Raw genomic sequence first — 16,026 nt, 5'->3', positions numbered from 1 at the left:
CTCAGATTAAATCCACATAATAACGTTGGTTTATTTTTAATATCATGCTCGTTAATTTTAGTTAAAGGAAAATAGGATGAAAAACCGAAATAAAGCGCTGTTAGCCACACTGGTTTCACTGTTTGCTGCATCCGCATTCGCACAGCCGAATATTACGGTGTTGGCAACGGGTGGAACCATTGCGGGTGGTGGAGAATCTGCAACAGGTTCAAGCTACCAAGCAGGGAAAGTAGGAATTGACTCTTTACTTAATGCAGTACCAGAGACTAAAAAAATTGCTAATCTGAGTGGTGAGCAGCTGGTGAATATCGGTTCTCAAGATATGAATGACCAAGTTTGGTTAACTCTCGCCAAAAAAATTAATCAAGATTGTAATAAAACTGATGGTTTTGTTATCACTCATGGTACTGACACCATGGAGGAAACGGCCTTTTTCCTTGATTTAACCACTGCCTGCAAAAAACCAATTGTGATGGTGGGGGCAATGCGTCCTTCCACAGCTTTGGGCGCTGATGGACCATTGAACTTATATAATGCCGTTGTATTAGCATCTGACAAATCAGCTGGAGAGCGTGGCGTGTTGATGGCGATGAATGACAAAGTGATCCAAGGTCGCAATGTCATGAAAATGAGCACAACAGAAGTTCAAGCCTTTGATGCCGTGAATGCGGGGGCAGAAGGTTATATTCATGATGGTAAAGTGACTTACTATAAAGCACCGGAGCCTCGTGGTGATAAACCTGTTTTTGATGTCAGTAAGTTAGATAAATTACCGGAAGTGGGTATTGTCTATAACTATGCGAATGCATCTTCAGCACCAGTGAAAGCACTGCGCGAAGAAGGCGTTAAAGGTATTGTGAGTGCCGGTGTTGGTAACGGGAATATGTATAAAACTATTTTTGATGCATTAGCCAATGCAGCGAAAGAGGATGTTGTCGTGGTGCGTTCCAGCCGCGTACCGGCAGGCTATACAACGCGAAATGCGGAAGTGAATGATAATGAATATGGGTTTGTAGCATCTGAAAGATTGAACCCACAAAAATCTCGTGTATTACTGCAATTAGCATTAACACAAACGAAAGACCCGAAAAAAATCCAAGAGATGTTTGAACAATATTAATATTTAATAATAGGCGGCAGAAATGCCGCCTTTATTCTATTTTTATTACGTATAAAATGTGTTCTTTTTGTGATAAGCGAATTTATATAATCAAAATAACTCGACAATAAATACCTATAAATAAGGTAATAAAATTATTATCGAGCAATTCAATATCATTTATTTAACAAATTTAATTACAGAGCACCCGCTTCAGGTGTGTGTGGTTCTGAATTTTCTTGTTTGGTTTTTTCTTTAAATACCGCTACGTTTCCCGTCGATTTCGTTGCAGATTTAACCTCAGCATGACCAGAAAATATCCCGCCTTTTTTAATGGATAAACTGGAATAGCGGATGATGCCATAAATTTCACCATTGGTATCAATGCTAATAGTTTCGGTGATGCATTCACCTTCCACTTTGCCGTTTACCCATAGCTCATTACTGGTTATATTGCCGGTAACATGTCCATTTTGCATGATTTTGACGGTGTTGTTTTTACCGGTGATATTGCCAACCACAGTACCATAAATATGAACTTGTTCATTGGACGTAATATTGCCCTCAAACACGACATCTTTGGCGATAATGGTATTGGTTTTTTCTTCGCTAACGACTGCTGTAGATGTTTGCATTTTTTCCTCAGCAATTTGTTGAGTGATTTCTTCTTTATTGATAGTGGTAGTGGGCTCTGGTTTGTTTTGTTTTTTATTGAACATGTGACTAACCTTTTTGTAATTGAAGTATAGAACCAAACAAATGATTGAAGATATAAAGGCAACGGATGCCACAAAGGTATATCTAAAAAACCACGCTATCAAAGTAAGAAACCAGAAGAAAAAACTTATGTTCAAAAACAGATATGTTTTTTTCATCCTTTAATCTCTTACGCATAAATTTGATCATGAGTATAAATTAAAATAACGCAAGGCAAATTAAAGAATAGAGGATAATTTTAGTTTTATCTGAAGAAATAAAGCTATGTATTTTTAAAAAATAGTCGCTAATTTTCAGCTAAAGAGCAAAAATAGGGAAATGTTAAGAATATATAAATAAAAATACCCACTAATAAACATTAAGTGGGTATCATCAATACGAAATCACTGATTAATTAAATCGCCTCATTTTTAATGAGACAATTTATGAATGTGATTATTTAGCTTCGTGGACGCTTTCATTTTCACGACAGTCACCTTCAGCACAGTGACCATATAGATATAAACTGTGGTTAGACAGTTTAATGCCGTGGCGCTTGGCGATGTCATGCTGACGTTCTTCGATTGATTCGTCAGTAAATTCGATAACTTTGCCACAATCTAAACAGATTAAGTGGTCATGGTGATGCTGCTGAGTCAATTCAAATACGGATTTTCCACCTTCGAAATTGTGACGAGTCACAATACCTGCATCATCAAATTGGTTTAATACGCGGTAGACAGTGGCTAACCCGATTTCTTCACCAATATCAATCAGCTTTTTGTAGAGATCTTCCGCACTGACGTGATGGCACTCAGGCTCCTGAAGTACTTCCAAAATCTTCAATCTTGGAAGAGTGACTTTGAGTCCTGCATTTTTCAATGCTTTATTATTGTCTGTCATGCGGGCTTGTCCTGTATTTTAAATCATAAATTTAACAATAATGAGACGTTTTTAACAAAAATCCAGTTGTCTTCTAAACTGATTTACAATTATAGGCATGGAAAATAAAAATAGAAACCATGCATTGTCTCATTATTTTGATTCGTTCTTAAAAGCGAGTCCATTAGATGGAAGGAATAATCCATCATATCGAATGGCCCCCGCTTTTAATTGACAATCTATGTCATTATTAGCCAAGGATTTCAGCCAGAGACATCTCTTCAGAGATCTGTTTAACCCAAGCGTCAACACGTTCTTCGGTCAGTTCTGGTTGACGATCTTCATCGATAGCAAGGCCGATAAAGTGATTATCGTCTGCCATACCTTTAGAGACTTCAAAGTGGTAGCCTTCAGTTGGCCAATGACCCACGATCACTGCACCACGTGGCTCAATGATGTCACGGATAGTTCCCATCGCATCACAGAAATACTCTGCGTAGTCTTCTTGGTCTCCACAACCAAACAGTGCGACAAGCTTGCCGTCAAAATCAATTTCTTCTAATGTTGGGAAAAAGTCATCCCAATCACACTGAGCTTCACCGTAGTACCACGTAGGGATGCCAAGAAGTAGGATATCAAACGCTTCGATATCTTCTTTGCTGCATTTAGCAATATCATGAACTTCTGCAACATCTTTGCCTAATCTTTCTTGGATCATTTTGGCAATATTTTCTGTGTTACCTGTGTCACTTCCGAAGAAAATGCCTATAACTGCCATAAAGTGATTAACCTCTTGTTTTTCTAGTAGAGAGTATAAATTACCGATTCTGCTAGAACTAAAATATAGAACGAAAATAGGTAAAATTTTGCGCCTTATTTTGGCGAAAAAAACAGTGTTAGTCTGTCAAATTTGTGTGATTTACCCAGATACGGCTAGCGATCAATTGTCTCACTAACCTGCTCAAGTTGAGCCATCAAAATTTCTTCAATTAGCTCACTTCGGCTTATGTTTTTCTCTTCAGCTAATTGGTTTAAGACCGCGACAGCGTCTTCATTTAGTTTCAGCTCAACTCGACGTAGCCCTTTGACTTTGTCTCGTTTTAGCTGATTTCGCTTATTGATTCGTAATTGTTCATCCCGCGACAACGGGCTAGTTTTTGGTCGCCCAGGCCTGCGTTCTTCTGCGAACAAATCCAGTGTGGTGCGGTCAGTTTGTTCTTTTGCCATATCTACTATTGCTAACGGAAGGGGTGTGCCAGTAATTCAGCGGGTAATGATACCCTAGCTGAACCCCTAGTACCATAGGTGCATACCTCGCTAATTCATCTAATAGATTAAAAAAAAAGCACTTTTAAGAAAAAAGCATCACCCAAAGAGTAGGTGATGCTTTTTTATTCAGATTAATGAGTCTGTTGTTGCCATAGATTGGCATAAAGACCTTTCAGTTTCAGAAGGTTTTGATGAGTTTCGGCTTCGGCGACTTCTCCATTTCGTATCACGTAAATTTTATCGGCGTTCATAATGGTATTGAGGCGATGGGCAATGCTAATCACCGTTCTGCCTTGTGTGATCAACGGCATATTTTTCATGATGGCGGATTCCGATTCGTAATCCAGCGCAGAGGTGGCCTCATCGAGAATTAAAATATCAGGTTCAGTAATTAAGGCTCGAGCAAGTGCAATACGCTGGCGTTGACCGCCAGAGAGATTTAATCCTTTTTCAGACAAATGATAATTAAAGTTTTCAGGCAGGGACATAATAAACTCATAGGCTCCCGCCAGTTTTGCCGCATGGATTAATTGCTGTTCGCTCGCTTGTGGGTAACTTAATCGGATATTTTCTGCAATTGTTCCTACAAAAAGAGTGCTTTCTTGAAGAACGACACTCATTCGACGCCGTAACGCGACGGTATCTGTTACCGCTAAATCCATTCCATCTACAATAACTTGCCCATGTTGAGGGATATATAGCCGTTGTAACAATTTGGTGAGAGTGCTTTTTCCTGATCCTGATGGCCCAGTGATACCAATAAATTCTCCGGCTTTGATGGATAAAGTCAGGTTACTTAGCACCTCAGGGGTTTCAGGTTGATAACGAAAACGAATATTTTGAAACTCAATTTCCCCTTGAATGGTGCTTGAACTGGCAATGCCTTGGCGTTCATTTTCAATAGGTTTATCAAGGATGTCACCGACACGGCGCAGAGAAATAATCGTATGTTGGAAATCCTGCCAGATTTGAGCAAATCGCAGAACGGGCTGAGTAACGTGGGCGCTTAACATATTGAAAGCGACAAGTTCTCCTGGCGTGATATTTCCTGCCAAAACCTCATTAACGCCAAGCCAGAGTAGAATAGCGGTAGTCACTTTACTGACTAACGTCATTAACTGTGTTGCCACCACACTGCGCATGGAAACTTTGAAACCTTGACTCAATTGCTGACTGAGTAATTTTTGCCAACGTTGGAAAAAGTATCTTTCAGTGGCGGTGGTTTTTACGGTTTCGATACCAGTTATTGATTCAGTTAAAAATGTAAGCCCGTTTTCATCGGCTTGGTAGGATTTTTCCGTCTGCTGACGAATGATTGGACCTAATATCATCCACAAAACAAAAAAGACGCCCATAGAGCCTACCAGCGTCCATGTCATTAGGCTGCTATACGAAAATAAGACAGCGATAAAAAGGAGCACAAAGATAAAGTCAATAAACAGCATCAGTGTTGAGCCAGTCAAAAACTGGCGGATATGAGCTAATTCACGGACACGGGCAATAATTTTCCCTGTGGGTCTTAATTTAAAGTAATTAAGCGGCAGTGCCATTAAATGACGATAAATTTTTCCCGAAAGTTCAGCGCTAATTTGTGTGCTGGTATGGCTAAAAACTTTATTACGAATAAAACTGTAAACAGGCTCTGCAATAGCAATAGCTAATATTCCTAAGGCAAGAACATGTAAATTAGGCAGGCTGCGCCCGACAAGTACTTTATCAATTAAGTTTTGAAATAGTAGAGGGCTTACCAGTGCAAAAAGTTGCACAATTGCTGCAAGAATAAAGACATTTTTGAGTTTAAAACGTTGACGAATAATGGATGGAATAAACCAACTGATGCCAAATGCTCTTTTTTGTTCTTTCTCCAATTGCTCTTTAATTAAAATGACGGAGTAATTGTAATCGGAGGATTCATTCCATGGTTCCTCACCGTCCTCTTTTGGTGAGAGCACGGTGAGCGGTGAATTTTGGGTGATAATATGCCAGCATTGATTAATTAACACCAAAGCAGGTAATGGGATATCCTGCATCTGTTGTCGAGTGAGAGAGATGAGCTCTGTTTCATAACCAATAATCTGTGCACATTGTCTGATTTCAAAATCTGTGGGGGAATCATTCTGCATACCAATGGCATGCATTAATTGCCCTTGAGTGACATTTTTTTGAAAGTGATTAGCAATCCATACTAAGGCTTCCAAGCCATTATTACTTTGCTGTTCCATCGATTACTTCTCTCTCATAGCTGTGGCGGTATATTCGTTAATTGGGCTTAATAGGTAATCAATTAATCGCCGTTTATCTGTTTTTATTTCAGCAACAATGGACAAACCTGGCGTCAATTCAATTTGTTCGCCTTCCACTAATAGCTGTTTGCTGCTTAAACCAATTTGCGCTAAATAGACGAGGCCTAGATTGTCATCTTGTGTGCTATCACGGGAAATGGACAATACCTCACCTTCGATAGTCCCGTAGCGGGTATAAGGGAAGGCATCAATTTTGACATCCGCTTTTAAACCTTCTTGGATAAAACCGATATCTTTATTGAGTATTTTGACTTCAGCTAATTGCACGTGATTATTGGGTACAATAACCATCAATTGTTGTGCTGGTTGTAATACAGCCCCAAGGGTATAAACCGCAATTTGTTGTACGGTTCCATCCACTGGCGCACGAATAATTTCAAGCTGATTTCTTTCTTGGTTTTTAATTAATTCCTGTTCAAGAGAAACAAATTTGAATTTAGCTTGCTGATATTTCTCATGCCATTCTTGGTGTTTTTGCGCATTAATCCTATCTTGCTTTTCGAGCAAAGCGTGATGCTGGCTATTTAATATAGAGAGTTCGGATTGTTTGGTGGTTTTTTCTTTTCTTGCGAGTAGCAATTCACGTTCTTGTTCTAAAAACTCTTTTTGACTGATTAACTGTTTTTGACTCAGCGCGGTATGTGCATCGAGTCGTTTTTTAATGTTATTCATTAAGACATTGATGTCTTTTAATTCTCGTTCTCTCGCTTGAAAGTTAACGCGATTAAGCTGAATTTCATTGGTTATTTCGTTGAGTAAGGTTTCATACTCTTTTTTAATGGTTTGATAGCTGAGTTGTGCTTGAGCTTGCTCGGTAGCTGATAGTTGGCTGTAATAAGCAGAAATTTCAATGGATTGCTGGTTGAGTAGGGCATGGTGGATCATTTCTTCACTGGCGTGAAAGTTTTTTTGGTAGTGTTGGCTAAGGATATCTTGGTCTACGCCTAATACTTTAACACTCAGTAATGGATCGCCTTGCTTGACCTGTTGCCCATCTTCAACGTGAATTTGTTGTAAGCGGCTTAACTCAAAAGCTTGAATGGTTTGGGTGCGCCCCGAAACAATAAGTTTTCCTTGAGTAGTCGCTTGAACATCTAGCTTGCCAAAATAAGACCAAGCGATAGCGATAAAAATACCCAGACTAATACTGATGGCCATGGTAAATGCCAAATAAGAAGGCGGCGTTTTTAAAATAGCCAAATGGGCAGGTAAAAAGCTGTTATAGCGAGAGAGCGCTGATTTTTTTTTCATGGGTAACATCCGTGTCATTATTTAAGAGACTGCTGAAGCGTCCATAAATGTGTATAAAATTGATTGTTCTCGATTAATTGTTGATGGCTACCTTGCTCAACAATTTGCCCTTGTTGCATTACGATAATTTTCTGGTGGTTACGGATTGTCGAAAGACGGTGGGCAATCGTAATTACGGTGCGACCTTTGGCTATTTCTTGCATATTTTCTTGAATGATAGCTTGGGATTCATCATCTAAGGCGCTGGTGGCCTCATCGAAAATAATGATCTTCGGATCCGATAGAAGTGTTCTGGCAATGGCGATGCGTTGGCGCTGTCCTCCAGAAAGAGAGGAGCCGCCTTCGGCTAAAATCGTGTCATAGCCCATCGGCAATTTAAGGATGAAATCGTGGGCACCTGCCATTTTTGCGGCATTGACAACCTCATCCATCGAGGCATTAGGGCGAGTTTGAGCAATATTGTCGAAAACAGATTGGTGAAATAAGAAATTCTCTTGCAAAACAATGCCAATCTGCTGCCTTAGAGCAGAAAGGCTAAGCGTTGTAATCGGTATTCCATCAAGATAGATTCCTCCTTGTTCTGGGGTGTATAAACGCAAAATTAGCCGAGCTAGAGTGCTTTTTCCTGAGCCCGATGTGCCTACAATACCAATAGTTTCTCCGGCTTTTATTGAAAGGTTAAAGTTATTGAGGACGGTCGGCATATTGGGTTGATAACGGAAGCTAATGTTATGTAATTGAATATTACCACTCAGCCGAGATTCGTTTCCTTTCTTGCTCTGTTCTTGCGGAAGATTAATGATTTGTGACAGCTTTTCTACTGCCACTTTGGTTCGAATATAATCTCCCCATAATTTGACCAGTTTTACGAGAGGCTGGTTTGCATGATTGACCATCATATGAAAGGCAATAAATTGCCCAATAGTCAATTGCAGAGCCAGAACTTCAGATGCGCCAACCCATAGAATGATGGCGCTCGTCATCTTTTCAATGACCATCACAATATGTTCAGAGCGTGAACTGATTTGCCCAGATACAAAATTGGTTTGGCTCATATCTGCCGTTTGTTTATCCCAACGACGGGTAAAGCTCGGTTCAATGGATAAGCTCTTGGCTGTTTCAATCCCATTAACGCTTTCTGTTAAGAATGAGGTATTCACCGCAATATTGGCAAACTGTTGTTGAGCGGCTGCTTCAATTTTCGGTGTGAGCCACCAAGCGACTAATAAATAACAAGGAATAGAACAGAGGAAAAGTAAGGTGAGGGTGCTGGAAAGCAAGTTCATTACATAGATGAAGACGAACAAAAACAGAACATCGACACATAACGTGAAAAAGCTACTGGTCAAGAATTCTCGGATAGTTTCCAATTCTTTAACTCGAGTAACAATGGCACCAATTTGTCGATTTTTAAAAAATGAAATAGGTAGGTGCAATAAGTGATTAACTAACTTTAATCCTAACGTCATATCGATACGATTAACGGTATGATTATAAATATATTCCCGTAGCCCTTTTAATATAACCTCAATAATCGCAGCGACGATTAAACCGAAAATTAAAACATCCAAGGTGGATAAACTATTATGAATAAGCACTTTATCCATAATAACTTGCATCACAATGGGGGAGGCTAGCGCTAATATTTGTAAAATAAAAGAGAAAACCAATACCCAAGCGATGATTTTACGGTACTTCATAAATTCCGCTTGGAACCATGAAATATCGAATTTCCCTTGTTTCACTTTGACGTGAAGCCAATCCCCATTCCAATTTTTTTGTAGCTCTTCATGGCTCCATATTTCAGGTGTAGGATGACCAAAACGCTGAATGAGCACTTGTTCTTGATTATGATTAGCCAGCAGAAAAGCGTGACCATCATTATCATAAAGAATGGCGGGTGATGGTAGTTTTGCGATGCCTTTATCGCGATGATGCTTATTCTTGCATTTAATCTGATAATTATCTTTTATTGTTTTAATATAATCTTGAAATTGATTTATATTCTCTGTTTTCTGTTTGAAATCATCGTAATCAATTTCGCCAGAAAGTTTTACAATAACGCCAATAAAATATAATGTTGATTGTGTTTTGACACTTTCCATTGTGTATATTCATCATCCTGTATATTTAATAATTTCTGTGTATATATCGATTTGAAAAATATAGTTATTTAATCGAGGTAGATAATACAGTCATCATAATTACAAGTGTATTGAAGTTCGTCTTATTATTTGGATGTAAATATATTTAATGGATATGTTTAATCCTGATATTGAAGAGTTGAATATTCAATATCAGGATTGCGGGAGTCAATGCGGTTAGATCAGTCAGGAATAGCTAAAAAGCGGTGAATCGCTCGTAATACATGCTCTGGTTTTTCGGCATGAACCCAATGTCCGGCATCGGCAACCACCCAAGCTTTGGCTTGAGGAAACTGTGCAGCAATGTCGTCGCGGTATTCGGCTTGCACATAGGGCGAATTTCCGCCGGGGATCAGTAATACTGGTTTATTCCATGCAGGCACCGTTTTCCATCCGATGATCTTTTCATAGTTAGCTTTGATTGCCGAAAGATTGAATTTCCACTCACCTTGTTTAAAGGATTTTAGTAAGAATTGAATGACACCTTCTTCGGGAATGAATTCGCGCATGATGCCACTAGCCTCTTGGCGGGTTTTAGCGTGCGCTTGAGTTGTTGCTTCTAGCGCTGCAATAATTTCGTCATGGCGGCGAACGTTGTAAGCGACAGGTGCGATATCGATGGCCACAATTTTTTCGATGAAATCAGGTGCTATCTCACTGGCAGCCATGGCAATTTTGCCCCCCATGGAGTGCCCAATAAGAATAGCCTTGTGGTAACCAAGGGATTTTACGAGCGCAATCACATCTTCGGCCATTTGTTGGTATTCCATTTCGTCAGAACGAAATGAGTCACCATGATTGCGCACATCGACTTGAATAGTATCGAAATAATTTTGTAAATCACGACCTAAAACGCCTAAATTATTCAGGTCACCAAACAGTCCATGGATCAAAACGACGGGGGTGACGGTGATCGGATTTTCAGGTTTATGGATTGTATAATTGAGTAATTCGGTCATATTTGGACTACGATTGATGTTGTTTGTCAGATTGAAGGCTTATCATGGCATGGTGATACCAAAAAACCAAATCTGTATAATCAGAACAAGGTAACCTACTGAAATTCCATGAAACTTAACTCGTTGTTTGTTTTAAGTTATTGAAATTTTAATTGTTTTGTTTTTTTTAATTCTGGCTTATAATCTGGCGCGAATTTTAGTTTAAGAAAGTACTGGGAAAAAATGAAAACGATAGAAGTTGATGAAGAGCTTTACCGCTATATTGCAAGTCACACACAGCATATCGGTGAAAGTGCATCGGATATTTTACGCCGCATGCTAAATTTCAAATCCGCGCAGCAGCCAGTACCCGCAAAAGAAGTGAGTGTAGCACCGTTAGCGTCACAAGATGTGCCGGTGATGAATACCAAATTGGTTGCTCAAAACCCTGTGAGAGTGATCAGAGAATTATTATTATCTGATGCTTATGCAGAAAAAAATAAGGCGATTGATCGCTTTATGCTAATTCTTTCAACGCTATATAGCTTAGATGCGAAAAGTTTTGAGAGCGCAACAGAGTCCATGCATGGCCGTACCCGTGTTTATTTTGCTGGTGATGAGCAAACACTACTGGCTGCGGGCAAGCAATCAAAACCTCGCCATATACCGGGCACGCCGTATTGGGTGATCACGAACACCAATACTAATCGCAAGCGCAGTATGATTGATGCGATTATGCAAGAGATGAACTTCCCAGCGAATGTCATCGAAAAAGTCGGCAATACGATTTAGCTTTGGTAAATACTATCTAATCTTAGTAATGCTATCTAACTTTGATAGTCATCTAAACATTGTGAAGTCACTGGTGTTTCACGCTAAGCATCAGTGCTTTGGGAGATAACAAGTGGCAATTCATGAACGAGCAGGGCAGCTTCCATTTCAAAGTGATTTGATTAACGTTGCTCAGTTAACGGCTCAATATTATACCCAACAGCCAGATCCCGATGTGTCTTCTCAGGCCGTCAAGTTTGGGACTTCTGGGCATCGTGGTAGTTCGCTGCGTAAAAACTTTAATGAAAACCACATTCTGGCAATCGCTCAAGCGATAGCTGATCTGCGTAAGCAGCAAGGGGTAACAGGACCTTGTTATGTGGGTAAAGATACCCATGCGCTGTCAGAAGCCGCTTTTATATCGGTGATCGAAGTATTAGCAGCTAACCAAGTTCATGTTATTGTTCAAGAAGATAACGGTTTCACTCCAACTCCGGCTGTCTCCCACGCAATTTTAAGTTACAACAAAGCGCATCAAGATGTTGCTGACGGCATCGTAATCACTCCATCCCATAATCCACCGGAAGATGGTGGAATTAAATATAATCCTGCTAACGGTGGTCCTGCGGATACAGATTTGACATCGGTTATTGAACAGAATGCTAATCAATTACTTGCAGCAGATCTTGATGGTGTGAAGTGCTTAGATTTTGCCGATGCAATGGCGAGTGGTTTTGTGACAGAGCAAGATCTGGTGATGCCATACGTTCGCGCACTCGGCGAAGTTGTGGATATGCAAGCTATCCAAAAATCAGGATTAAAAATCGGCGTCGACCCTCTGGGTGGTTCCGGTATTGAATACTGGAAAAAAATTGCAGAGTATTATCAATTAGATATTGAAATTGTTAATGACCAGCTTGACCAAACATTCCGTTTTATGCCATTAGACCACGATGGTGTGATCCGCATGGACTGTTCATCCCGTTGGGCGATGGCTGGCTTGCTGGGAATGAAAGAAAAGTTTGATTTAGCATTTGCGAACGATCCGGATTATGACCGCCACGGCATTGTTACCCCAAGTGGGTTAATGAACCCTAACCACTACCTTGCTGTTGCGATTGACTATCTATTTCAACATCGCCCTCAGTGGGGCAAAGAAGTTGCTGTAGGTAAAACGTTAGTTTCCAGCGCCATGATTGACCGTGTTGTTAATGATATTGGCCGTGAACTCATTGAAGTGCCCGTTGGCTTTAAATGGTTTGTGGATGGCTTATTTAATGGCAGCCTTGGTTTTGGTGGCGAAGAGAGTGCTGGCGCTTCATTTTTGAAATTTGATGGCACGCCATGGTCGACAGATAAAGACGGCATTATTTTATGTCTGCTTGCTGCAGAAATTACAGCAGTAACAGGGGAAAACCCTCAGCAGCGTTATAATAAACTCGCTGAAAAATTTGGCGCACCAATCTACAGTCGTATCCAAGCGAAAGCAACCCTCGAGCAGAAAGCTAAGTTAAGCAAGTTGTCGCCAGAAATGGTATCAGCAGATACATTAGCGGGTGATAAAATTACTCAGCGTTTAACGGCGGCTCCGGGCAATGGCGCATCAATTGGGGGGTTAAAAATCATGACTGACTATGGTTGGTTTGCTGCTCGCCCATCAGGCACTGAAGAAGCGTACAAAATTTACTGTGAAAGTTTCCGTGGTGAAGAACATCTTCACTTGATTGAGAAAGAAGCGATTGAAATCGTCAGTAAAGTGATTAGTTAGTTTTTGTCTTTAAAGCGGGTGGTTATTGCCCGCTTTTCATCATTAAATCCCCGACTGCAAAATAAAGCAGATTCGAGATTTTATCTCCTTTTTAGTACACATTACTTCATAAAATTGTGGTAGCTGATTCTGTGACGCTATTAACAAAATTGTTTTCTTTTTTTACCCTTCGAATTTGACCTTTTGTTTTTGCTATCGATACGTAATAACCGTTGCAGCTAGTGGCTCGGAATGATACAACTTTAGGTATCTGAGTGATGTTAACTAACAATATTGAAGGTAGGTAAGGTCAATGAGTCAGGTTTATAATTTCAGCGCAGGGCCGGCAATGTTACCCGTTGAAGTCATGCGCCGTGCAGAGCAAGAATTTTGTAACTGGAAAGGTTTAGGGGTTTCTGTGATGGAAGTGAGCCATCGCGGGAAAGATTTTATTGACGTTGCGAAAGAAGCAGAACAAGATTTACGCGACTTATTAAATATCCCTGATAACTATAAAGTTTTATTCTGTCATGGTGGTGCTCGTGCTCATTTTGCCACACTGCCAATGAACCTGTTAGGTGATAAAACGACCGCAGACTACATTGTCAGTGGCTATTGGTCTGAATCAGCTGCTAAAGAAGCTCAAAAATATTGCACCCCAAACGTGATTGATGTCGTTCAAGAAAATAACGGCGTTGTTAGCATCAAACCAATGAGTGAATGGCCATTAAGTAAAGATGCTGCCTATGTTCATTATTGCCCGAATGAAACCATTGGTGGCTTAGCTATCCATGAAGAGCCTGATTTCCCAGCAGACAAAATTATTGTTGCTGATTATTCATCTGCGATTTTGTCTAAACCTATCGATGTAAGCCGCTATGGCGTGATTTATGCTGGCGCACAGAAAAATATTGGTCCAGCAGGCTTAACGCTGGTTATCATTCGTGAAGATCTGCTCGGCAAAGCTTCACCTCTAACGCCATCTGTTTTTGATTACACTGTACTTGCGCAATATGAGTCCATGTTCAATACTCCGCCAACTTTTGCTTGGTATTTAGCGGGTATGGTTTTCAAATGGTTAAAAGAGCAAGGTGGATTGCAGGAAATCGCAAAACGTAACTATGAAAAATCACAATTGCTGTATAGCGCAATCGATGACAGTGAATTTTATATTAACCGCGTCGCGGTGGAAAATCGCTCTTGGATGAACGTACCATTCCAAATGCAAAACCCTGCATTGGATGCAACATTTATCGAAGATGCTAAAAATCAAGGATTATTATCACTAAAAGGCCATAAGGTTTCAGGTGGAATGCGCGCATCTATTTACAATGCGATGCCGCTGGCGGGCGTTCAGGCGTTAGTCGACTTTATGGCTGATTTTGAACGTCATCATGCCTAATTTATGATGTACTAGTTGTTAGGCCGATTTGCTCAGGAAGAGCGAGTCGGCTCATTCATTTAAATAACGATAAAAAAGTAGCAAATCACATCGGAGAAATCACTTTTCATGCAATCCCTGACATTACAACCAATTTCTTCAATTAATGGCACCATTAATCTGCCGGGGTCAAAAAGTGTCTCCAACCGCGCACTTCTCTTAGCCGCTATGGCAAAAGGCACTACGGTACTCACTAACTTATTAGACAGCGATGATATTCGCCATATGCTGAATGCATTAAGCCAGCTAGGTGTTAAATATCAATTATCTGAAGATAAAACTCGTTGCCAAGTTGAAGGGATAAATGGCTGTTTATCTTATCAAGGCGAACTTGAGATCTTTTTAGGTAATGCGGGCACCGCAATGCGCCCACTAACGGCCGCACTGTCATTATGCGCAAATAATATTGTATTAACGGGCGAACCGCGCATGAAAGAGCGCCCGATTGGTCATTTAGTGGATGCCTTAAGGGAAGGCGGCGCTAAGATTGACTATCTTGAACAAGAAAATTACCCACCGATGCGCTTAAATGGCGGCTTTGTTGGTGGCAATATTTCGGTGGATGGTTCGGTTTCTAGCCAATTCTTAACGGCATTATTAATGGCTGCGCCTTTGGCTTCTCAGGACACAGTGATTACGATTGCAGGCGAGCTGGTTTCCAAACCTTATATCGACATTACGCTGGCACTAATGAAAACCTTCGGTGTGGATGTTGAAAATCATCAATACCAAAAATTTGTGATCAAAGGTCAGCAACAGTACGTATCTCCGGGTGAATACCTTGTCGAAGGGGATGCGTCTTCCGCTTCCTATTTCCTAGCCGCCGCAGCGATTAAAGGTGGCGTCGTTCGAGTCACCGGGATTGGCCGCAATAGCTTACAGGGTGATACGAAATTCGCTAACGTTTTGGAGAAAATGGGGGCAATTATCCGTTGGGGAGATGATTACGTTGAATGTGAGCGTGGAACTCTGAACGGTATTGACATGGATATGAATGCTATTCCCGACGCAGCGATGACTATCGGAACGGTCGCTCTGTTTGCAAAGGGTGAAACAGTCATTCGTAATATCTATAACTGGCGAGTGAAAGAAACTGATCGCTTATTTGCGATGGCAACTGAGCTACGTAAAGTGGGTGCAGAAGTTGAAGAAGGGCATGATTTTATCCGAGTCGTACCACCAGCCCAGCTAAAACATGCTGAAATCGAAACCTACAATGACCATCGCATCGCGATGTGCTTCTCATTGGTGGCTCTCTCCGATACCCCTGTGACGATTTTAGATCCAGGCTGTACAGCAAAAACTTTCCCAGATTATTTCCAACAACTCGCACGATTAAGCCACTAACCGAATTAGATTGGTTGATTAACATCAATGTGTTATCAACCAATCTTTTCCTTTCATTTTCCTTATTTTCACCTATTTTTATTTCTGACAAACCCACCTGCGTGTTTCACAAAATTGTTGAGTAGGTATAATATCCCC

At 40.5% G+C, this 16,026-nt stretch carries 13 protein-coding genes; 5 read left to right on the top strand and 8 right to left on the bottom strand.

Translation table 11 applies throughout. The features are described 5' to 3' along the window. Nucleotides 1–76 precede the first annotated feature (76 nt). Nucleotides 77–1,120 (top strand): L-asparaginase 2, encoded by a 1,044-nt coding sequence (ansB, locus tag GKR48_RS14195; protein WP_154628549.1) that lies wholly within the window; start codon nucleotides 77–79, stop codon nucleotides 1,118–1,120. Nucleotides 1,121–1,296: 176 nt separating this feature from the next. Here ansB and GKR48_RS14190 read toward each other — a convergent pair whose 3' ends face one another. The 8 genes from GKR48_RS14190 to ybfF all read right to left on the bottom strand — a co-directional run bounded on the left by GKR48_RS14190 (nucleotide 1,297) and on the right by ybfF (nucleotide 10,603). Then, nucleotides 1,297–1,818 (bottom strand): bactofilin family protein, encoded by a 522-nt coding sequence (locus GKR48_RS14190; RefSeq protein WP_230088690.1) that lies wholly within the window; start codon nucleotides 1,816–1,818, stop codon nucleotides 1,297–1,299. Between the two features lie 433 nt (nucleotides 1,819–2,251). Further along, complete coding sequence (fur, locus tag GKR48_RS14185; RefSeq protein ID WP_154604258.1) at nucleotides 2,252–2,698, bottom strand: ferric iron uptake transcriptional regulator; 447 nt, start codon at nucleotides 2,696–2,698, stop codon at nucleotides 2,252–2,254. 229 nt (nucleotides 2,699–2,927) lie between these two features. Next, nucleotides 2,928–3,455, bottom strand: a complete 528-nt coding sequence (fldA, locus tag GKR48_RS14180) for a flavodoxin FldA (protein ID WP_036951795.1) — start codon at nucleotides 3,453–3,455, stop codon at nucleotides 2,928–2,930. Nucleotides 3,456–3,610: 155 nt separating this feature from the next. Then, nucleotides 3,611–3,904 (bottom strand): LexA regulated protein, encoded by a 294-nt coding sequence (gene ybfE / locus GKR48_RS14175; protein ID WP_036951793.1) that lies wholly within the window; start codon nucleotides 3,902–3,904, stop codon nucleotides 3,611–3,613. Nucleotides 3,905–4,077: 173 nt separating this feature from the next. Next, on the bottom strand, nucleotides 4,078–6,168 hold the full coding sequence (locus GKR48_RS14170; protein WP_154628547.1) for a type I secretion system permease/ATPase: 2,091 nt from the start codon (nucleotides 6,166–6,168) through the stop codon (nucleotides 4,078–4,080). A gap of 3 nt (nucleotides 6,169–6,171) precedes the next feature. After that, nucleotides 6,172–7,500, bottom strand: coding sequence for an HlyD family type I secretion periplasmic adaptor subunit (locus GKR48_RS14165; protein WP_154628546.1), 1,329 nt, complete (start codon nucleotides 7,498–7,500; stop codon nucleotides 6,172–6,174). 17 nt (nucleotides 7,501–7,517) lie between these two features. After that, on the bottom strand, nucleotides 7,518–9,605 hold the full coding sequence (locus GKR48_RS14160) for a peptidase domain-containing ABC transporter (protein WP_154628545.1): 2,088 nt from the start codon (nucleotides 9,603–9,605) through the stop codon (nucleotides 7,518–7,520). 221 nt (nucleotides 9,606–9,826) lie between these two features. Further along, nucleotides 9,827–10,603, bottom strand: coding sequence for an esterase (gene ybfF, locus GKR48_RS14155; protein WP_154628544.1), 777 nt, complete (start codon nucleotides 10,601–10,603; stop codon nucleotides 9,827–9,829). A 222-nt stretch (nucleotides 10,604–10,825) separates the two neighbouring features. Here ybfF and seqA point away from each other — a divergent pair, with 222 nt between their 5' ends. From seqA to aroA, 4 genes are all read left to right on the top strand, one after another. Further along, nucleotides 10,826–11,374: a replication initiation negative regulator SeqA gene (seqA, locus tag GKR48_RS14150; RefSeq protein WP_154628543.1), complete on the top strand. Its 549-nt coding sequence runs from the start codon at nucleotides 10,826–10,828 to the stop codon at nucleotides 11,372–11,374. Between the two features lie 112 nt (nucleotides 11,375–11,486). Next, on the top strand, nucleotides 11,487–13,121 hold the full coding sequence (gene pgm / locus GKR48_RS14145; protein WP_336431173.1) for a phosphoglucomutase (alpha-D-glucose-1,6-bisphosphate-dependent): 1,635 nt from the start codon (nucleotides 11,487–11,489) through the stop codon (nucleotides 13,119–13,121). 292 nt (nucleotides 13,122–13,413) lie between these two features. Then, nucleotides 13,414–14,502 carry a 3-phosphoserine/phosphohydroxythreonine transaminase gene (gene serC, locus GKR48_RS14140; protein WP_154628542.1) on the top strand — a complete coding sequence of 363 codons (1,089 nt, stop codon included), beginning with the start codon at nucleotides 13,414–13,416 and terminating at the stop codon, nucleotides 14,500–14,502. A gap of 108 nt (nucleotides 14,503–14,610) precedes the next feature. Then, on the top strand, nucleotides 14,611–15,888 hold the full coding sequence (gene aroA / locus GKR48_RS14135; RefSeq protein ID WP_154628541.1) for a 3-phosphoshikimate 1-carboxyvinyltransferase: 1,278 nt from the start codon (nucleotides 14,611–14,613) through the stop codon (nucleotides 15,886–15,888). Nucleotides 15,889–16,026: the final 138 nt, after the last annotated feature.

This window comes from Providencia sp. wls1943, assembly GCF_009706275.1.
Lineage (GTDB): Bacteria > Pseudomonadota > Gammaproteobacteria > Enterobacterales > Enterobacteriaceae > Providencia > Providencia zhijiangensis.
Note: the sequence above shows the minus strand (reverse complement) of the source record. Positions and strands in the feature narration are given on the sequence as shown.